The sequence below is a fragment of the Streptomyces sp. NBC_01217 genome, from assembly GCF_035994185.1.
In the GTDB taxonomy this organism is placed as follows: domain Bacteria; phylum Actinomycetota; class Actinomycetes; order Streptomycetales; family Streptomycetaceae; genus Streptomyces.
The window spans coordinates 6,090,124-6,110,209 of sequence record NZ_CP108538.1 but is presented as its reverse complement, the minus strand read 5'-3'; the positions used below and the strand labels follow the sequence as shown (position 1 = coordinate 6,110,209).

Genomic DNA, 20,086 nt, shown 5'->3' with positions numbered 1-20,086 from the left:
CCCCTTCTCGGGCAATCCGCTGGCCCCCGGCCGCGTCGAGCGGACAGGATGTCGCAGTACGTATCCGCCGTCCACCGGAGACCGCACCATGCCCGACATCCACGGCCCCGACACCCTCGCCCCCGTCACGCTCGACCGCCGCGAAGGCCCCTACGGCGAGGTCGTCCTGCGGGAGCGGGGGGACGACTTCGAGATCATCGCCAACGGGTGTTTCCTGATGGACACCTCGGACGGGCGTTCCGAGCGGCTGCTGGTCGACGCCGCACTGGCCGCACTGCCCTCGTGGCGGACAGCGCCCGCGGTGCTCATCGGGGGGCTCGGGGTCGGTTTCTCGCTCGTGCGGGCCGCCGCCGAGCCGCGGTGGGGGCGGATCGCCGTCGTCGAGCGGGAGCAGGCGATCGTGGACTGGCATCTGGAGGGGCCGCTGGCCGGGATCTCCGGTGCGGCGCTCGCCGACCCGCGGACCGAGATCCTGACGACGGATCTCGTCGAGTATCTGCGTACGACTACGGACCGTTACGACGCCCTGTGTCTGGATATCGACAACGGACCGGACTGGACCGTCACCGAGGACAACACCAGCCTGTACTCGCCCGCCGGTCTGGCGGACTGCCGGGAGCGGCTCACTCCGGGGGGCGTTCTCGCGGTGTGGTCCGCACAACCGTCCGCCGGCTTCGAACAGGCCCTGCGGAATGCCGGATTCAGTGGGGTTGGGACGGAAGAGGTCAGCGTTGCCCGAGGTGTGCCCGACGTGGTGCATCTCGCAATTCGGACGGGCTGAGAGCCCCCACCGGGTATCCGAGGCCCCCGGACGCCCGGGGGCCAAGCGCCACAAGGCCGACACTCCGCCACTTCGTCGCGCCCAAGCCGTTACACCCTGCGTAGCCGAGAGCAGTCCGCTGCCTTTACGCTGCTGACCGGTAACGGGGATCACCCACGAAATCCACGAGCAAAGACCGTGCCTCCGGGGGAATGGCTCCCGCGAGAACGGGCAGGGGCGGGGCGATGGAACAGACACACACCACCCACAACGGTGTCGCGGCCACCCCGGGCGCGCAGCGCCGGGTGCTGGTGGTCGAGGACGACGCCACGATCGTCGACGCCATTTCCGCCCGGCTGCGGGCCGAGGGCTTTCTGGTGCAGACCGCACTCGACGGACCCGCGGCCGTGGACGCGGCCGAGGCATGGCAGCCCGACCTGATGGTGCTCGACATCATGCTTCCCGGCTTCGACGGCCTGGAGGTCTGCCGCCGTGTGCAGGCCCAGCGGCCGGTGCCGGTGCTGATGCTGACCGCCAGGGACGACGAGACCGACATGCTGGTCGGTCTCGGGGTCGGCGCCGACGACTACATGACCAAGCCGTTCTCGATGCGCGAGCTGGCGGCCCGGGTGCACGTCCTGCTGCGCCGGGTCGAGCGTGCGGCGCTGGCCGCGGTCACGCCACGCAGCGGCATACTGCGCCTCGGCGAGCTGGAGATCGATCACGCGCAGCGCCGGGTCCGGGTGCGCGCCGACGACGTCCACCTCACGCCGACCGAGTTCGACCTGCTGGTCTGCCTGGCCAACACCCCGCGTGCGGTGCTCTCCCGGGAGCAGCTGCTGGCCGAGGTCTGGGACTGGGCGGACGCCTCCGGCACCCGTACCGTCGACAGCCACATCAAGGCGCTGCGCCGGAAGATCGGTGCGGAGCGCATCCGTACCGTGCACGGTGTCGGCTACGCCCTGGAGACCCCGGCGCCATGACCCGGCCGGGTTCCGGACTGCGCCCCTTCTCGGTCAAGGCCAAGCTGGGCACGCTCGTGGTGGTCTCGGTGTTCATCACCACCGGGCTGCTGATGGTGGCCGTGCGCACCAGGACCGAGCTGCGCTTCATCACGGTGTTCTCGGTGATCGCGACCCTGCTGATCACCCAGTTCGTGGCGCACGGTCTGACGGCGCCACTGGACGAGATGACGACCGTGGCCAGGTCGATATCGCACGGCGACTACACCAGACGGGTGAGCGGCGCCGACCGGCGTGACGAGCTCGGCGACCTCGCACAGACGATCAACCGCATGGCGGACGATCTGGAGGCCGTGGACCGGCACCGCAAGGAGCTGGTGGCCAATGTGTCGCATGAGCTGCGAACACCCATCGCGGCGCTGAGAGCCGTGCTGGAGAACGTCGTGGACGGGGTTTCCTCGGCCGATCCGGAGACCATGCGTACCGCTCTGAAGCAGACCGAGCGGCTCGGCAGGCTGGTGGAGACGCTGCTGGACCTGTCCCGGCTGGACAACGGGGTGGTCACCCTGAAGGCCCGCCGCTTCGAGGTGTGGCCGTATCTGTCGGGTGTGCTGAAGGAGGCGAACCTCGCCGCCTCGCACCGCCGGCTGTCCTCCGGTTCGGGGAACCACACCCGCAAGGACGTCCATCTGCATCTGGACGTCTCGCCGCCCGAGCTGACCGCGCACGCGGATGCGGAACGGCTGCACCAGGTGGTGGCCAATCTGATCGACAACGCTGTCAAGCACAGCCCGCCGCACGGCCGGGTCACCGTGCTGGCCCGTCGCGGGGCCGGACCGGAATCCCTGGCGCTGGAGGTCCTCGACGAGGGTCCGGGCATTCCGGAGTCCGAGCGGCACCGTGTCTTCGAGCGTTTCAACCGCGGCGAGGTGCCGTCCCCGCACGGTCCGGGCAGCGACGGCGGTACGGGTCTGGGCCTGGCGATCGCCCGCTGGGCGGTGGATCTGCACGGCGGACGCATCGGCGTGGCCGAATCCGCTCGGGGCTGCCGCATCCAGGTCACCCTTCCGGGGATTCCGCAGCCGCGAGGTTGACATAGGGTTCGAGCCGGAAGGGCACGTTCTACGTGTTCCGTTCAACGGGTACGGTCCACGGGGCCGTAGCCGCGGTCCCACGTACCCGAAGTGACGCGGAACCATGCTTGTTTCCCGCCATTTCCTGCACCGAAACCCGTCTTCCGATGTGACTTGCGCGACGAAGACCGGCCCGGCCTGCGTGGAACGGCCGGGGAGGCGTAGCCTTGATTTCCGCTGTCCATCACCTTGTGAAGCGGAAGAGGGCGGTTGCCGCCGTGTCGTCTCAGTCCCCCAGTAACTCGAGCATCTCGACCGACCAAGCCAGCCCGGGTTCGAACCCGGCTGCCGCTTTCGGCCCCAATGAGTGGCTCGTCGACGAGATCTACCAGCAGTACCTCCAGGATCCCAATTCGGTCGATCGTGCCTGGTGGGACTTCTTCGCCGACTACAAGCCGGGTACGTCCGGCACGGCGGACAAGCCCGTTCCCGGCGCCGCAGCCGCGGGGGCTGCGGTGACCGCGGCTCCGGCCGTCGCACCGGCCACCACGCCCCAGGCCGCTCCGGCACAGGTCCCGGCTCCGGCCGCGCAGGCCCCTGTGGCCCCGGCGCCCGCGCAGGCCGCGCCCGCCGCCGCTGCTCCGGCGGCCCCGGCGAAGGCCGCTGAGGCCCCGGCCGCGAAGGCCGCCGCACCCGCCCCGGCCAGGCCCGCGGCCGCCGAGGCCACCGAGGCCCCGGCCGGCCCGGAGTACGTGACGCTGCGCGGCCCCTCGGCCGCCGTCGCGAAGAACATGAACGCCTCGCTGGAGCTGCCGACGGCCACGTCCGTCCGCGCCGTTCCGGTGAAGCTGCTCTTCGACAACCGCATCGTCATCAACAACCACCTCAAGCGCGCCCGGGGCGGGAAGATCTCCTTCACGCACCTCATCGGGTACGCGATGGTGCAGGCCCTCAAGGCCATGCCGACGATGAACCACTCCTTCGCGGTGAAGGACGGCAAGCCGACCCTGGTCAAGCCGGAGCACGTCAACCTCGGTCTGGCCATCGACCTGGTGAAGCCGAACGGCGACCGCCAGCTGGTCGTCGCGGCCATCAAGAAGGCCGAGACGCTCAACTTCTTCGAGTTCTGGCAGGCCTACGAGGACATCGTCCGCCGCGCCCGCAACGGCAAGCTCGGCATGGACGACTTCACCGGGGTCACCGCCTCGCTGACCAACCCCGGCGGCATCGGCACCGTGCACTCGGTGCCCCGCCTGATGCCCGGACAGGGCCTCATCATGGGCGTCGGCGCGATGGACTACCCCGCCGAGTTCCAGGGCACCTCCCAGGACACCCTGAACAAGCTGGGCATCTCCAAGGTCATGACGCTGACCTCGACGTACGACCACCGGGTCATCCAGGGCGCCGCCTCCGGCGAGTTCCTGCGGATCGTCTCCCAGCTCCTGCTCGGCGAGAACGAGTTCTACGACGAGATCTTCAAGTCGCTGCGCATCCCGTACGAGCCGGTCCGCTGGCTCACGGACATCGACGCCTCGCACGACAACGACGTGACCAAGGCCGCGCGGGTCTTCGAGCTGATCCACTCCTACCGGGTCCGCGGCCACGTCATGGCCGACACCGACCCGCTGGAGTACCGCCAGCGCAAGCACCCCGACCTGGACATCACCGAACACGGCCTCACCCTGTGGGACCTGGAGCGGGACTTCGCGGTCGGCGGTTTCGCCGGCAAGTCGATGATGAAGCTCCGCGACATCCTCGGTGTGCTGCGTGAGTCGTACTGCCGCACCACCGGCATCGAGTTCATGCACATCCAGGACCCGAAGCAGCGCAAGTGGATCCAGGACCGGGTGGAGCGCACGCGCACCCAGCAGCCCGAGCGCGAGGAGCAGCTGCGCATCCTGCGCCGGCTGAACGCCGCCGAGGCGTTCGAGACGTTCCTGCAGACCAAGTACGTCGGCCAGAAGCGGTTCTCGCTGGAGGGCGGCGAGTCCGTCATCCCGCTGCTCGACGCGGTCATCGACTCCGCCGCCGAGGCCCGCCTCGACGAGGTCGTCATCGGCATGGCCCACCGCGGCCGGCTGAACGTCCTGGCCAACATCGTCGGCAAGTCGTACGCGCAGATCTTCCGCGAGTTCGAGGGCAACCTCGACCCCCGGTCGATGCACGGCTCCGGCGACGTGAAGTACCACCTGGGCGCCGAGGGCACCTTCACCGGTCTGGACGGCGAGCAGATCAAGGTCTCGCTGGCCGCCAACCCCTCGCACCTGGAGGCGGTCGACCCGGTCCTGGAGGGCATCGCCCGCGCCAAGCAGGACATCATCAACAAGGGCGGCACGGACTTCACGGTCCTGCCCGTCGCGCTCCACGGCGACGCGGCCTTCGCGGGCCAGGGCGTCGTCGCCGAGACGCTCAACATGTCGCAGCTGCGCGGCTACCGCACCGGCGGCACCGTGCACGTGGTGATCAACAACCAGGTCGGCTTCACCGCCGCCCCGGAGTCCTCGCGCTCCTCGATGTACGCCACCGACGTGGCGCGCATGATCGAGGCGCCGATCATCCACGTCAACGGTGACGACCCCGAGGCCGTCGTCCGCGTCGCGCGCCTGGCCTTCGAGTTCCGGCAGGCGTTCAACAAGGACGTCGTGATCGACCTCATCTGCTACCGTCGCCGCGGTCACAACGAGGGCGACAACCCGGAGTTCACCAACCCGCAGATGTACACCCTGATCGACAAGAAGCGCTCGGTGCGCAAGCTCTACACCGAGTCCCTCATCGGTCGCGGCGACATCACCCTGGAAGAGGCCGAGCAGGCCCTCCAGGACTTCCAGGGCCAGCTGGAGAAGGTCTTCGCGGAGGTCCGCGAGGCAACCTCGCTGCCGGCTCCCGCGCACACCCCCGAGGTCCAGCCCGAGTTCCCGGTCGCCGTGACCACCGCGGTCTCCCAGGAGGTCGTGAAGGTCATCGCGGAGTCCCAGGTCAACATCCCCGACCGGATCACCGTCCACCCCCGTCTGATGCCGCAGATGCAGCGCCGCGCGTCCTCGGTGGAGAACGGCACGATCGACTGGGGCATGGGCGAGACCCTGGCCATCGGTTCGCTGCTGATGGAGGGCACCCCGGTCCGGCTCGCCGGCCAGGACACCCGCCGCGGCACCTTCGGCCAGCGGCACGCGGTCCTCGTCGACCAGGTGACCGGCGAGGACTACACCCCGCTGCTCTACCTCTCCGACGACCAGGCCCGTTACAACGTCTACGACTCGCTCCTGAGCGAGTACGCGGCGATGGGCTTCGAGTACGGCTACTCGCTGGCCCGCCCGGAGTCGCTGGTGATCTGGGAGGCCCAGTTCGGTGACTTCGTCAACGGCGCGCAGACCGTCGTCGACGAGTTCATCTCCTCGGCCGAGCAGAAGTGGGGCCAGACCTCCGGCGTCACGCTGCTGCTGCCGCACGGCTACGAGGGCCAGGGCCCGGACCACTCGTCCGCCCGCCCGGAGCGCTTCCTCCAGATGTGCGCGCAGAACAACATGACGGTCGCCATGCCGACGCTCCCGTCGAACTACTTCCACCTTCTGCGGTGGCAGGTGCACAACCCGCACCACAAGCCGCTCGTCGTCTTCACCCCGAAGTCGATGCTCCGCCTCAAGGCGGCCGCGTCGAAGGCGGAGGAGTTCACCACCGGCGGCTTCCGCCCGGTGATCGGCGACGACTCGGTCGACCCGAACGCGGTCCGCAAGGTCGTCTTCTGCGCCGGCAAGGTCTACTACGACCTGGAGGCCGAGCGCGAGAGGCGCGGCGTCACGGACGCTGCAGCCGCCAGTACGGCGATTATCCGTCTGGAGCGCCTCTACCCCCTGCCGGGTGCCGAGCTCCAGGCCGAGATCGCCAAGTACCCGAACGCCGAGAAGTACCTGTGGGCCCAGGAGGAGCCGGCCAACCAGGGTGCCTGGCCGTTCATCGCCCTGAACCTGATCGACCACCTGGACCTGGCCGTCGGCGCCGACGTCCCGCACGGTGAGCGTCTGCGCCGCATCTCGCGGGCGCACGGCTCGTCCCCGGCGGTCGGCTCGGCCAAGCGCCACCAGGCCGAGCAGGCACAGCTGGTCACCGAGGTCTTCGAGGCCTGACCGGTCGCTGTACGCAGGCCGAAGGGCCCGGCCCCGCGAGTCGATCGCGGGGCCGGGCCCTTCGGCCTGTCTGCCGCAGCCTGCTTCGGATCGCCCGGTCAGATCATCTGCGGTTCGAAGTCCCAGTACGGACGGTTGCGGGAGCGCGCCGAGACCGTGTGGACGTGCTGGGCGCCCAGGGTCGCCTCCAGATCGCCCAGCGCCTCCGCCTCGATCTTCTCCGCCCGCTGCCGGTCCCGGACGCCACGCAGGTCCGCGGCGTGCGCGATGCGGGCGGAGAGGGTCAGCGGATGGGTGCGGCCGAGGACCTCGATCGCCCTGGTGATGACCGAGTCCGTCAGCGCGGCGGCGGATTCCGGGTCGCCCACCAGGTTGCGCAGCGCCGAGGCGTTGATCGCACAGCCCAGCGTCCAGGGGTGGTTCTCCCCCACCGCCCGCGTCATGTCGGCGAGCGACTCCTCCAGGAGCGTGTGCGCGTGCTCCCGCTCGCCCACGTTACGGAGGATCAGGGCGTGGTTGGCCCGGGTCCCGGCCACATACGGGTGTCCCTCGCCGAGCATGTCCACATAGCCGGCGATGACCTTTTCGCTTATGTCCCTGGCCTGGTCGATGTCGGCGTGCTCGCGGGCGAAGAAGCTCTGGCTGGCCGCGAACATCATCGTCAGCGGATCGTTCTCGCCGAGCACCCGCTCGGACCGTTCGAGCACCCGGGTGAACAGGGTCGCGGCCCTGGCGCGCTCCCCCGAGCGGTACTGGCAGAGCGCGAGGTTGTGCTCGGCGCGCAGGGTCTGCGGGTTGTCGGAGCCCATCACCAGCCGGTGCACCCGGGCACTCTGGTTCTGCAGCGAGAGGGCGTCGCCGTACCGGCCGAGCAGGCGCAGGTCGGTGGCGTAGTTGATCTCGGAGTAGAGCGTCCAGCTGTGGCGCGGGCGCAGCAGCCGTCGCCTGGCCTCCAGGGTGCGCCGGTTGAGTTCGAGCGCCTCCTCGTACCGGCCGAGCAGGCGCATCGAAGTGCCCAGGTTGTTCTGCGCGTTGAGCGTGCGTGAGTCCTGGTCGCCCAGCAGTTCGCGGTAGGCGTCGAGGATCCAGCCGGAGATGTTCAGCGCCTCGTCGTACCGGCCGAGGCCCCGCAGGTCGGCGGCGAGGCCGCTGGCGGCGCGCAGGTGTTCCAGGTCCTGCGGGCCGCGTTCGGCGCGCAGATGGTCGACGGCGGCCCGCTCGATGGCCTCCGTACCGGCGTAGTCGCCGACGGCCCGCAGCAGGTTGGCGTAGTGGTATCTGAGGTCCCAGACCCTGGGGTAGTCCTCGCCGAGGAGTTCCCGCCAGGCGTCCATGGCACGTGCGCCCAGCTTGATGCCGGCCCGGTACTCCCCCGAGAGGTACATGTAGCGCAGGCAGTTGAGCACCAGGGTCTGCACCGCCGGGTCGGTGCTCCTGAGCACGTCGGCCCATTTCAGGTGCGGGGTGATCTCGGCGTAGGCGGGCCACAGCCGGGTGTCGGTGGGGCGGCCGGGGTCGGCGGCCGCGAGGGCCCGGCGGACCACCTCGATGAACTCCCGGCGGTCCCGTTCCGGCATGTCCTTGCCGATGATCTGGTGGACCATGCGGTGCATGTAGAGCGATTCGCCGGACGAGGCCTCGTCGACGACCGACTCGTGGGACTCCAGCCGGACCACGGAGTACTGGCGGAGCTGGCCGATCGCCCTGTTCCACAGCAGCGGGTCGTTCATCAGGCCGGAGAGCTGCTCCGGCAGTTCGCCGGGGGGCATTTCCCTCAGCAGCCGTACGGGGATCGAGCCGGGCGCGAAGAAGCTGCACAGGCGCAGCAGGTCGACGGACTCGGGGACGGTGTCCTTGAGCTTGTTCAGCAGTATCGACCAGGCGGTCTGGAAGGCGAGCGGGAAGTCGGCGGAGACCTTGACGACGTCCTGGTCGATGCCGTCCTCCAGGAGTTCGATGTACTCCTCGACCGACATGTCGGAGTCGTTGAGCCAGCCGGCGGTCTGGTCGAGGAGCAGCGGGAGGTCTTCGAGGGCGTCGGCGAGCTGGTCGGCCTCGGCCGGGGTCAGGCGCGGGGCCCTGCGGCGGATGAAGGCGACGGACTCGTCGCGGGCGTAGACGGGGACCTCGACGAGGTTGCTGTTGTGCTCGCTCCACTCGGGGTTGCGGGAGGTGATCAGGACGTGTCCGGGGCCGGTCGGCACCAGGTCCCAGATGTGCTCGGGCTCGTCGGCGCCGTCGAGGACGAGGAGCCAGTGGGAGTGGGGTTCGCCGCGGCGCAGAGCGTCGCGTACCGCGCGCAGCCGTTCGCCGTACTCGGCGCCGGTGGACAGGCCCAGTTCGGGGGCGAGTTCGGCGAGTTTCTGGCGGTAGAGGGCGCGCCGGTCGGCGGGCACCCACCACACGACGTCGTACTCGGAGCCGAAGCGGTAGACGTATTCGGCGGCCAGCTGGGTCTTGCCGACGCCGGACATGCCGTGCAGGGTGACGACCCCGGCGCCGGGTCCGGCGTCCTGGAGGGACCGGTAGGCCTTGCTGAGCAGCTCCTCGCGGCCGGTGAAGCGGGTGTTGCGGCGCGGCACCCCGCCCCACACCTCGGGGGTGTCGGCCGGATACCGGGGTCCCTGTCCGGCCGCCACGGGCTCGGACAGCGGTTCGGTGGGCAGGCCCAGGCGTACGAGCAGCCGCCGCTCGGCCTCGTCGGCGCCGACGTTGGTGAGGTCGGCGGCGCCGAAGACCGAGGTGGCGCCGGGCAGCGCGGAGGTGGTGACGCTGACGGCGGCGAAGCGGTCGGGGTCGGCGGCGACGACCTCGCGCAGGGCCCTGTTCCACTCGTCGTGGCTGCGGGGGCCGAGCTGGAAGTACCAGTCGCTGAGGATCACCAGGACGCGGCCGCGCGACAGGGTCAGATCCCGCAGCGACTCCTCCAGCGGCACCTCCACCGGGGGGTCCCAGCGCTGCACGACGACCGTCACTCCGCGGCGCTCCAGGCGGTCCGCGATCCACGCCGCCCAGGCGCGGTTGAAACCGGCGAAACTGATGGTGACGGTCTGCACCCCGGTTGCTCCAACTTGCCTACGCGTTCCGGGCATTCAACCATCTCCCTGCCTCGATACGGGCTTTGTCAACATACACCGGAGCATGGTCGGCTCCGATCGGTTCGACGGGGTGGCTCACTGCCTTCGCGAGCCGTTCCTCTGCTGCCATATCACCTTGGCGGTGGCCACGTACGCCTCCGCGCGCGCGAGATGACCCGTGGGGGGCGGACAATCGTCCAGACGGTGGTAGAGCGTGATCATCTCGTCGACCAGCACCCGGCCTTCGCGGGTCAGTGCCGCCGATCCGGCGAGCACGGGCAGGACGGCCCCGACCTGTTCGCGGCAGCGGGCGTGCTCGGCCCAGGCGAGGTCGCGGTGGGTGACGCGTCGCGCGCCGAGGGCGAACCGCTGCCAGTAGTCGGCCAGCGCGATGTGCGCGTAGGCGCCCTGGAGGAGGCCGTCGAAGGGCCTGGGGTCGGTGCGCCAGGGGGCGAAGTGACGCGGTGTCGCGTCGTGGTGGTGCAGGCGTACGAGGGTGCTGAGCGCGGCCAGTTTGGTGTGCTGGAGTTCGTGGACGAGGGTCGAGGCGAAGTAGGCGGAGGTGGGCGGTTTGCTGCTGAGGACGGCGCCGAAGGCCTCGCGCCTGGTGCCGCTGCAGTGTGCGGCGCCCTCGCCGATGGGCCCGGAGCCCGGGGGCGGGCCGAGCGGTACCAGGCAGCGCAGCAGGACGGCCGCTTCGGTGAGGCGGTGCTCGCCGCCGATCCGGAGCAGGGGCTCGATGCCGGACCAGGAATCGGCCCAGGCCTTGCGTTCGTGGTCGTCGATGTGGGTGGCGGCGCTCAGTCCCTGGCGCCGGATCCCGGGGCCTTCCGTGCGGTAGGGGTCGACGTCGTCCAGGGGGATGGGTCCGGTGCCGGGCAGTACGGCGGACAGGGCGAGCACGGGCAGCCAGCGCGGGTCGGCCGAGCAGGCCGTTCCGTCCTGCTGCGCACGCACGGTGAGGGGTGGCCGGCCGCCTGCCTCACGCACCGTCAATTCCCCTTCGGCGAAGGAGATGCCGACCGGGCCCGAGGCAGTGCGCAGGGCTCCCAGGGTGGGCAGCGACAGGAGTCCGTCGTGGGCGGTGAGCCGGGTCGTGACGGCGACTCCCGCACGGATCGCGGCGGCTGCGGCGAGAACGCTCAAGTGGTCCAGGTCGACGGGGAGTTCGGGGCCGGGGGCGGTGCCGGAGAGGCCGCGCAGGCAGCGCTGGGCCCAGGGGCCCGTGAGGGGGTGGAGCAGGACGGTGCGCACGGCGGCCCGGTCGGCACATTCGGCGGTCTCCAGCAGCGCCCAGTCCTGGCGCAGCCGGTCGAGCGCCCGGGGCGGGACGACGGTCGCGGGGGCCGCACCGGCTGCGTCGAGCAGGGCGCGCAGAAGGAGGAGGCGACGGGTGTCCTGGTCGCGTACGAGGATGCCGAGGGTGTCGGCGTCGCCCTCGGTGCGGCCGAGTTGTCGCAGCATGTGGTCCGGCAGTGGGGGGCTCATCGGTGTGCTCCTGCGGTTGCGTCGGACAGCCGGCCCGCGATGTGGCGTACCAGCCGTTCGAGATCGGCGCAGTAGACGGACGGGTTGGTGAAGCCGTTGTCTGCGCGGTAGCGGTGTGCGTAGTGGCCGCCGCCGCAGACGGTCAGCAGCGGGCAGGCGCGGCACGCGGCGGCGAGCGCGTCGGCGCCCGCCTGACGGGCGGCGACGCCGGGGTGGCGCAGGGCGTCGTCGAAGCTGTGGCGGAAGATGTCGAGGCCGGTAGCGGCGGCGGTGTCGTAGGCGGACTTGAGGGAGTCCACCTGCTCGATCGACCCGTCGGTCTCGACCACGATGGCATTGACGGGGTCGAGGCCGAGGGATTCGGTGGCGGCGGGCAGGCCGAGCAGCAGGGCGAGGCACTCCTCGAAGAGCCGGATCCGGGTCTCGCGCCGGCCGGCCCGCCACCAGCGGTCGAAGACGGCGGTGAGCCAGTCGCCGTACGGGGTCGGGCGGCCCGTTCCCGGTCCCATGGGGGCGGTCCCCGCGCCGGGCAGGCCGGGCGGGAGGTTCGTCCAGTTGCCGTGCGGCAGGAGCAGGTCCAGGCCGGGCGGGCGCAGGGCGAGCAGCGACTCGTACATCTCGACCGGGTCGGTCCGCGGGTCGACGACGGTGAGGATGCCCGCGTACGCCTCGGGGTGCCGCTCGGCGAGGAGCCGGGCGCCGCGCGAGGCGGCGGGCCAGGAGGGGCGTCCGGCGTGGTCGGTGCGAAGGGTGTTGTGGGTGGCCAGACCGCCGTCGAGGCTGATGCCGATGCGTATCCCGTGCCGGGCGAGGGTGGCGATGCGGGCGTCGGTGAGGAGGGTCGCGTTGGTCTGCACGGTGGCGTGGACGGTGCAGTCCGCGGGCACCAGGGCGCGCACCCGGCCGGCGAGGGCGGCCAGCCGGTCGGCGCCCGCGAGGAGGGGTTCGCCGCCGTGCAGGACGAGGGCGGTGTCGCGCAGTCCGTGGGCCGCGGCGTGTTCGGCGATGCGGTCGGCCGCGCGGTCCAGGACGGCGGGTGCGGCGGCGGCCGGGCGGTCGCGCCAGGTCCGGTCGGGGCCTTCGTAGAGGTAGCAGTAGCGGCAGGCGAGATTGCACCGGCCGTGCACCTTGACGATGAACTGCCCGAAGGGGAAGGGGCGTTGGCCGAAGGAGCCGGTGCCGGGGCGCCGACCGGTCGTGCCGGTGTCCGGGCGTCGGGGCGTGTGCGGCGTCGTCCGTCGAGACACTCCGGCACCCCCGTGCTGCACAGCCGCCGGGACGGCCCCCGTTGCCGGCCCGAGGCGAGTATCCCTGGCCTGCCGTGCGGGCAAACCCGTACCGGTCCATGTTGTCCTGTTCAACAGGGCCCTGGACCGAAATCCTGCGGTCCGGGCCCCTGTTGAGGCACCGTCCTGCGGGGTGGCGAGGCGTCCGGCCTCAGAAGGCGCTGTTGAATCCCCACAGCATTTCCCGCGGCTGCTCGGCCCGGCCGCGCAGATCCGCGACCACCTCGGAGAGGACCGGGTGGTCCAGTGTCCGCAGCGCCTCCAGATCGAGCCCCAGCAGATCCGGCAGCGCGTCCGGCCCCCCGGACGGCTCGCCGGGCGGCCCGTCACCCGGCCCGCCGTTGCGTATCGACTCGCTCATCACGCCTCCCCGTACCGCGTACTTCCGCATCGGGCTGCGGTGACTCGCTCGCCGTTGAGCGCATCCCGTGGAGCCCGTGTCCCTGACACACGTACATCTGCTCGCGTTGCGATGGCGCACTTGCCGTTCGTGCCGTGGGCCGCCGTGCGGATCGCGCCCGCACCGGTCCCATCCGTACCCATGCCCCGCACAACCGGGCATACGCCTTCTTGAGCATGCCATCGACCGGCGCAGGTCGTACGCCGGTCGCACACGGCGCGCTCAGCCGGATCGCATCACACCGAGGCCGCTCCGCCCGAACACCCGCTGCCCCGCCACTCAGCGCTCCAGTTCCGCCAGCCGTCCGGCGGTCGCCTCGCCCGCCGCGCCGCCGCCGTCCGGCAGTTTGCGCCATTCCTGGCGGGCCGCCCGGTAGGCCTCGCGTGCGGCCCGGGGGCGTCCCGCCCTCTCGTAGGTCATACCCCGCCAGTGGTTGGCTGTAGCACCCAACTCGACCGCCTGGTGGAACTGTTCCGGACTGTCCAGCTCCGCTTCGGCCGTGGCGGCCGCGTCGGCCGCGTCCCGGAACGCCTCGGCCGCCTCGTCGAGCCGGGCCGGACGTTGCAGCACCCGGGAGGCGTCGAGGTGGGACAGGCCCAGTTCCAACCAGCAGCGCGCCGCGGTCAGCGGGTCGGTCGCCTTCTGGGCCGCGAGCCCGAAGAGATGCTCGGCCTCGCGCAGATCGACCCGGTCCTCGGTGGCCCGGTGCCGCAGCATCAGCGCACGGCCCAGCATCAGCAGCCGCTCGGCCTGGCGCGAACTCCCCTCCGCCGTCTCCGTACGGCAGTCGCGCAGCACCCGGACCGCGGCGCCGATGTGCGCGCGGCCGTCGGGCAGTTGGGCGCGGCGCAGCAGGGTGCCGCCCCACTCCTCCAGCAGATCGGCATGGGCCCGCGAATCGCGTGGGACGCCGCGTGCGGCGCGGGCGAACCAGTCGGCCGCCTCCACGAGTTCGTCCGGATTCCCGGTGTGTTCGTAGCGGGCGACGCGGACCCGGGCGGCCCGGGTCCGGAGCGAGGCGCGCAGCCGCTGTTCCCGTACGGTCTCCAGGGCCTGCTCGATCAGGGTCGCCGCCTCGTCCGGCTCCTCGCCGGAGGCGAGCAGGGCGTCCACCAGGTCCAGCAGGATGCGCACCTCGGTGCCCATGGTGTGCCGGCCGGCGCCCTGTTCGAACGCGGTGCGCAGGGAGCGTGCCGCCTGACCGGCGTACACCCGGGACTGTTCGGTGTCGACGGTGGCCCCGGCGAGTTTCAGCAGGGTACGGCCGTGTGCCAGCGGCAGGGCGGCGGGCCGGTTCTCCTGGTCGGGCCAGACATCGGCGAACGCCTCCAGCATGCCGTACGCGGCCTGCAGCAGGGCGGTGTCGCCGTCGAGCCGCCACTGCGCCTCCAGGGCCCTGACCCGTTCCAGCGTGAGCGGGAGGGCCTCGGCGGGTTCGAGGCCGGGGTCCGAGCAGGCGGCCGTGTACTCGCGGTCGGCGCGGCGCAGCAGCTCCAGTGCGCCGCGCCGGTCGCCGCGGCGGCGCCGGTCGTCGGCCGCGGCGTGCAGCACCTTGGCCAGTACGGCCCGTTCGCGTACCGCCCCGGGGTGCGCGGCGGCCCGTTCTGCGGCGTACTCGGCCTCGCGGAGCAGCTCGGCATCGCCCTGCACCTCCCACAGCCGCAGGACGCAGCGCGCGTACTCCGCCCACAGCCCGGGATCGGCGCCCGGCCGTTCCTCGCGCTCGGTGGCGCCGCGCAGCAGCTGCACGGCGTCCATCAGGTACTGCACCATGCCGTCCGACTCGAAGTGCCGCAGCAGGACTCGGGCGCTCTCCACCGCCGCGTTGGGCGTCTGGACGGGGCTGTGGTAACCGTCCCGGTCGGTCCGGACGACGAACTGCTCGGGCAGGGGCATGAAACGCTCCAGTACGCGGACCGCGACCTCGGCGAAGGGGTGGGGGACGCGCGACCCGCCGCTTGCGCCGCTCTCCCCGTTCTCGTCACCCTCTTCGATCTCCCCGTCGGGCACGCCGTTCTCCAGGGTGCCCGTGGTGTGCGTGGGCCGCGCCGATCCGTATCTGCCCTCGCCGAGCTGGGCAAAGGCCAGGGCCGGGAAGTTCGGCCCGCCCTTCCCGAACCGCTGCTCGATGTACTGCGAGCAGTGCTTGAGCACGAGCAGCGCCTCGTCCCGGCCCAGCGGACCGAGCAGGGCTTCCCGGACGCCGGGCGCGAATTCGTACCACTGGCTCCGGCCGCCGTCCCCGCCGCCGTCCTCCGCCCTGCTGCGCGAGAGCAGTCCGCTCAGCAGCACCTCGGCGAGTTCGGACGGGCCGGAGTGGGGCAGCATCGTGCGCTGCACCAGCTGCATCACGGGCAGATACAGCGGGGCCGCCGCGAGGTAGACGGCCAGCTGTCCGGCGGCCGGGGAGGCCGCCGAGCGGAAGCGGCTGACCAGTTGGAGCGAGGACAGGCCATCGCCTGGGCGCTGCGCGGCCGCCGCGGGCTGATCGGCCCGCACCCAGCCGACGGCCCCGGAGATCTGCCCCGCGCCCGTGCCGGAGAGCAGCCTCGCCCAGGCCGCCAACGCGCCTTCCACCGGCGGGAGTACGGGAACCGCGAGGGCGCCCGGATGCACGGCGGGGCCCGTTCCGCCGTGCTCCGTGACCTTCAGTACGGCGGCTCCGCCGGGCCCCTCTCCCCGGGACAGCGAGCCGTAGGTGACCGGCAGTCTGGTCCGGTTCCACATCCGCTGGGGCAGGGGCTGGAGCACGGCGGTCGGGGCCTGTGCGGCCAGCCGGTGCAGCAGCCGGTGGGCGCGGCCGCTGTGCCAGAGCGGCCCGGCGCAGTCGCTGACCAGGACGGTGACGCGGCGGCCGGTCGGATCGCTCAGCCGGTCCGCGGAGTTCAGCGGCGCGGCGGCCGGATCGGGGCTGCGGCTCACCGCGGCGGCGCCGTCGGGCCCCTGATGCAGATAGCGCACCTGGACGTCTCGGAAGGCACCCAACTGGCCGAAGATCCGCTGGAGTTCGCCGAACATCCGGTCCCACACCAGCATCGAGGAGGAGGCGTCCATGACGCACTGCAGCAGTGCCTCGCCCCGGGACACCCCGCGGAACACCGGCATGATCACGCCGCCGGCCCGGGCGCTGAGCTCAGCGGTCGCCGTCTCGTCGAGGGTGCGGCGCAGCGGCGGGACGGCCGGTCGGTAGCGCTGCAACGGGCGCAGGGCGCGCTGGAGTTCCAGCGGCGCGGGGAGGGCGGGGGCGGCGGGCACACCGACGGTGAGCACCCTCGCCCGGCCGCCGCGGCCGGTGGGTGGTGCGGCGGTGCGGGGTACGGGGTAGAGGGCGATCCGCGGGTCGGCGTCACCGGGGTCCCGCTGCTCCGTGGGCGCGTCGCCCTCCGGTGCGGGGTCCGGCGCTTCGTCGCGACCGGTCACCGGCGGGGCGGGATTCACGACGGGCCGGGAATGCTGGTCCGGGCCATCGGGCAGCGACGGCGGGGCGCTCTCCTCGTCGTCCGGCGCGTCGGGGTGACGGGTCCAGCGGGCCAGCCAGAGGGCGTCACAAAGCTGCTCGACATCGGGATCGAGCCCGGCCTCGCGTAACCGGGCGACGAATACGGGCAGCAGGCCTCCGTCGTACGACTGGGGCACCGGCGCCGCGCCCTCGGCCGCGTCGTAGTCGGAGCCGTTGTCGGTGCCGTAGTCAGGGCCGGTGCCCGAGCCGCCTCCCCCGTCCGGTCCGTGCCGTGGCGCGCCCCTGGCCATCAGTGCATCACCTCGGCCGGTCGAGTCGCTGGATGAGCAGGTCGGCGAGGCGGTCGCGGCCCGCCGGGGCGGCGGCGTCGGTGAGATAGATCGCGTTCAACAGCTGGTCGGTGGCCAGGAGTTCGCTGCGGGAGCGCTCCAGGAAGTGGGCGATGAGATCGTCCCCGGAACGCGCCGCCTCGTCGCCGAGGTGGGCTCGTACGAAGGTCGCGAGCCGCTGGTGGTCGGGGCGTCCCAGCTCCAGGTGGATGCAGCGGCGCATCAGGGGCGCCGGGAAGTCCCGCTCGCCGTTGCTGGTGAGCACCACGAACGGGAAGGACCGGCACTGCACCCGGCCGCCCCTCACCCTCACCTTGTTGCCGTCGTCGTCGAGGACCTCCGCCACGCCGTCGGGCAGCCGGTCGGCCATCCGCTCCAGCTCGGGGATGGCGAACTCGCCCTCCTCCAACACGTTGAGCAGGTCGTTCGGCAGATCGATGTCGCTCTTGTCGAGCTCGTCGATGAGCAGCACGCGCGGCCGGTCCGAGGGCAGCAGCGCCGTACCGAGCGGCCCGAGCCGGATGTAGCTGCCGATGCTCTCCGCCGATCCGGCCCCGGACGCCCCGGCCGCCGCACTGTGCGCGGCGATCTGTACGTCCTGGAGCCGGGCGATCGCGTCGTAGTGGTAGAGGCCGTCCTGGAGCGCCGAGCGGCTGACGATGGGCCAGCGCAGGACCCGGCCGAGCCCGAGCTCATGGGCGACGGAGTGGGCCAGCGTGCTCTTCCCGGCGCCGGGGCTGCCGGTGACCAGCAGCGGGCGCCGCAGATAGAGCGCGGCATTGATCATTTCGAGCTCTTCGGCGCCCGGCCGGTGGAGCTCCGCGATGTGCCGGTGGGCGCCGAGGCGGCGGTCGGCGGACCCGTCCCCGCCCTGCTCGTCGGGGTCCGGGGCGCCGCGGCCCGCGAAGTCCCGCCAGGGCGGCGGGGGCGGCAACTGCTCGATGCCCTCGTGCGGTTCGCCGGCCCCTCGGTAGATGAGCCACTCGCTGGGTTCACTCATAGCGTGGTCCTCGTCGTCACTCGTCCGCCAGGGGCAGCAGTCGAACGTTCCTCACGGTAGCGATCCGTCATACCCTCCGTAAGGGGCACGTCGGCACGGTCCTTCACGGCGCCTCCAGGAACTGCCCGGAGCCGGGCAACGGATGGTGCGGATCATCCCAGAACAGGGCAACACCGTGCGACCAGTACATTTCGGTACGAGCCGCATGCACTCCCCGCCTCAACTCATGTACTTTTCGCGGGAGTTGCTCAGCGGTGCGGGCCTCGCCGACCGCATCGGCGGCGCGTCGGTGGTACTGAGTGCAGACCGTCACCGGCTCGGCCGCGCGGCGCCGCCACAGCGCCACCCCGAAACCCCCGTCGAGCACCCGCCCGAGACCGGCAGCCGCCTCCGGGCCGTCCCTGTCACCGTGACGGCAGAGCACCGGGACGGTCTCGTACGCCAGTCCGCGCAGCTCCTCCACCACGGGTACGGGAACCCGCATGCCGTCCTCGCAGTCGACGACGGCGGCCCGCATCGCGGCGGTCATGGTCCGGTTCCAGCGCGCCTCGCGCTCATCGGTCCCGTCGTCGGCCTGGAGCGGAGAGTGGTACAGGCGGCGGACGACCACAGGGCGCAGCACTCCGAGCGGCCGCCCGTCGGGCGGCACCCGCCACCCGTCGACCTCCAGGTCCATGAGGGCCTCGGGCAGGGCGACCTGGAGCATGGCGGGGTCGTCGGGCTCGTCGCACCGCCGGAGCGCCTCCGCCAATGGGCCCGCGAGCCGGGCCGGCAGGGCCTGCGGTGCGGTGCCCCGGCTGTCCTCGGCGACGGGCAGGACGTCCCCGGTGTGCTGTCCCACGCCGATCCGCCAGTCGTAGCGGTCCCGCTCCCAGCCGCGCGCCTCAAGCTGCAGCAGGACGTACGGGGCGCTGCGCGCCCTGACGGGTTCGAGCGCCGGCGCCGGGGTTCGCAGGTGCTCGACTCCGGGGGCGCGACGGCCGTTGTGCCACAGACCGGCGAGCTCGTGCCGGAACTTGCGGGAGAGCCGGTCCTCGGCCGTCCGCCTGACCCATTCCCACAGGGATGCCTCGGCGTGCGGGGTGGACGGCAGGACGTAGGGGCGTTCGGCGGAGATGGCGCTCATGCAGTAGCGCAGGATCAGTTCCAGTGCGCCGTCGCCGCCGGGGGCGTCGTACAGCGTCCCCAGCCCGTCGCGCCAGCCGCGCGGAGCGGCGTGGTGCTCGCTCGGGTGGGAGTCCGGCAGCCGGTCCAGGACGTCGAGGAGGCTGCGGGTGCTGAGCGGGGGCGGGAGTTCGGCGAGCCGGCCGAGCAGGTCGACGCGTTGCTGCGGGCTGAGGGCGAGACCGGCTCCGGCACCCAGTTCGCGCTGGAGATCGGCCCAGGTCCGCTCGGTGCCGACCGGGCTGGTGTGCCGGTCCGCGTGGTAGCGGTCGTGGGCGTGGAACACCGACTGGTAGGGGTCGTCGGACTCGGCGGCGACCGTCCCGGGCGGCACGGGCAGCGTACGCAGCCGCTCGACGCCGATCGAGGTCCCGCCGGTCGTGCCGTCGGAGCGCGACTTGAGTACGCCGACGACCTCGCCTCGGGCCAGGTCCACCACGGGCCCGCCGGACAGGCCGGGGTACATCCGGTCACCGTCGAGCCGCATCTGTTCGTCGTCCTCGGCCCAGTCGCCGAAGGTGCCCATCACCTGGCAGCGTCCGCTGAACCGGGTCAGCTGCCCCGACCCGCCGCCGGTCCAGCCCGTGTAGAGGACCGAGCCGCCGCCGAACATGCCCGCCGGGCGCTCGGTGACGTACACACAGGGGTGCTCGACGGGCCGCAGCAGCCGGATGAGCGCGAGGTCGGGCGCGGGCCAGCCGCCGGGCCCCGGCGTGCCGGGACGGCTCTCGGGCAGGGCGGCGACCACGGCGCCCTCGACCGCGGTCTCGGCGCTGCCCGGGTCCGGCTTGAAGACCACGTTCACGCGACGCCCCTCCCCCTCCATCGCCACGTGCGCGCACGTGAGGACCCAGCTCGGGGCGATGAAGAAGCCGCTCCCCAGGAAACCTCTGTCGGATCCGTCAGGGGCATACCCGGGCTCCGGGCGATGGATGCGTACGGTCGCCGCCATCACGAGGCCCG

Annotated in this window: 11 protein-coding genes; 4 read left to right on the top strand and 7 right to left on the bottom strand. The window is 72.0% G+C overall.

Annotation, left to right across the window (positions count from 1 at the left end; genetic code table 11):
- Window positions 1–88 precede the first annotated feature (88 nt).
- The 4 genes from OG507_RS27430 (at window position 89) to OG507_RS27415 (ending at window position 6,919) form a co-directional block, all read left to right on the top strand.
- A complete protein-coding gene (locus OG507_RS27430) occupies window positions 89–781 on the top strand; it encodes a spermidine synthase (RefSeq protein ID WP_327369826.1) in 693 nt (230 codons plus the stop codon).
- A 224-nt stretch (window positions 782–1,005) separates the two neighbouring features.
- Window positions 1,006–1,743: a response regulator transcription factor gene (locus OG507_RS27425; protein WP_014154105.1), complete on the top strand. Its 738-nt coding sequence runs from the start codon at window positions 1,006–1,008 to the stop codon at window positions 1,741–1,743.
- Window positions 1,740–2,816 (top strand): HAMP domain-containing sensor histidine kinase, encoded by a 1,077-nt coding sequence (locus OG507_RS27420; protein ID WP_327369825.1) that lies wholly within the window; start codon window positions 1,740–1,742, stop codon window positions 2,814–2,816. The genes OG507_RS27425 and OG507_RS27420 overlap by 4 nt, the downstream gene beginning before the upstream one ends.
- 257 nt (window positions 2,817–3,073) lie before the next feature.
- A complete protein-coding gene (locus OG507_RS27415; RefSeq protein WP_327369824.1) occupies window positions 3,074–6,919 on the top strand; it encodes a multifunctional oxoglutarate decarboxylase/oxoglutarate dehydrogenase thiamine pyrophosphate-binding subunit/dihydrolipoyllysine-residue succinyltransferase subunit in 3,846 nt (1,281 codons plus the stop codon).
- 98 nt (window positions 6,920–7,017) lie between these two features.
- Here the strand turns inward: OG507_RS27415 and fxsT are convergent, their stop codons facing one another.
- From fxsT to OG507_RS27380, 7 genes are all read right to left on the bottom strand, one after another.
- Entirely contained in the window at window positions 7,018–10,011 is a 2,994-nt protein-coding gene (gene fxsT, locus OG507_RS27410) for an FxSxx-COOH system tetratricopeptide repeat protein (protein ID WP_327369823.1), read from the bottom strand.
- 81 nt (window positions 10,012–10,092) lie between these two features.
- The gene (locus OG507_RS27405) at window positions 10,093–11,484 is read right to left on the bottom strand and encodes an aKG-HExxH-type peptide beta-hydroxylase (protein ID WP_327369822.1); all 1,392 of its coding nucleotides are present in this window, start codon (window positions 11,482–11,484) and stop codon (window positions 10,093–10,095) included.
- On the bottom strand, window positions 11,481–12,620 hold the full coding sequence (locus tag OG507_RS27400) for an FxsB family cyclophane-forming radical SAM/SPASM peptide maturase (protein ID WP_327372114.1): 1,140 nt from the start codon (window positions 12,618–12,620) through the stop codon (window positions 11,481–11,483). The genes OG507_RS27405 and OG507_RS27400 overlap by 4 nt, the downstream gene beginning before the upstream one ends.
- Window positions 12,621–12,921: 301 nt before the next feature.
- The gene (gene fxsA, locus OG507_RS27395; RefSeq protein WP_327369821.1) at window positions 12,922–13,131 is read right to left on the bottom strand and encodes an FxSxx-COOH cyclophane-containing RiPP peptide; all 210 of its coding nucleotides are present in this window, start codon (window positions 13,129–13,131) and stop codon (window positions 12,922–12,924) included.
- A 318-nt stretch (window positions 13,132–13,449) separates the two neighbouring features.
- Window positions 13,450–16,920, bottom strand: coding sequence for an SAV_2336 N-terminal domain-related protein (locus OG507_RS27390; protein WP_327369820.1), 3,471 nt, complete (start codon window positions 16,918–16,920; stop codon window positions 13,450–13,452).
- A 7-nt stretch (window positions 16,921–16,927) separates the two neighbouring features.
- Complete coding sequence (locus tag OG507_RS27385; RefSeq protein ID WP_327369819.1) at window positions 16,928–17,959, bottom strand: AAA family ATPase; 1,032 nt, start codon at window positions 17,957–17,959, stop codon at window positions 16,928–16,930.
- A 103-nt stretch (window positions 17,960–18,062) separates the two neighbouring features.
- Window positions 18,063–20,075 carry a VMAP-C domain-containing protein gene (locus OG507_RS27380; RefSeq protein ID WP_327372113.1) on the bottom strand — a complete coding sequence of 671 codons (2,013 nt, stop codon included), beginning with the start codon at window positions 20,073–20,075 and terminating at the stop codon, window positions 18,063–18,065.
- Between the last annotated feature and the right edge of the window lie 11 nt (window positions 20,076–20,086).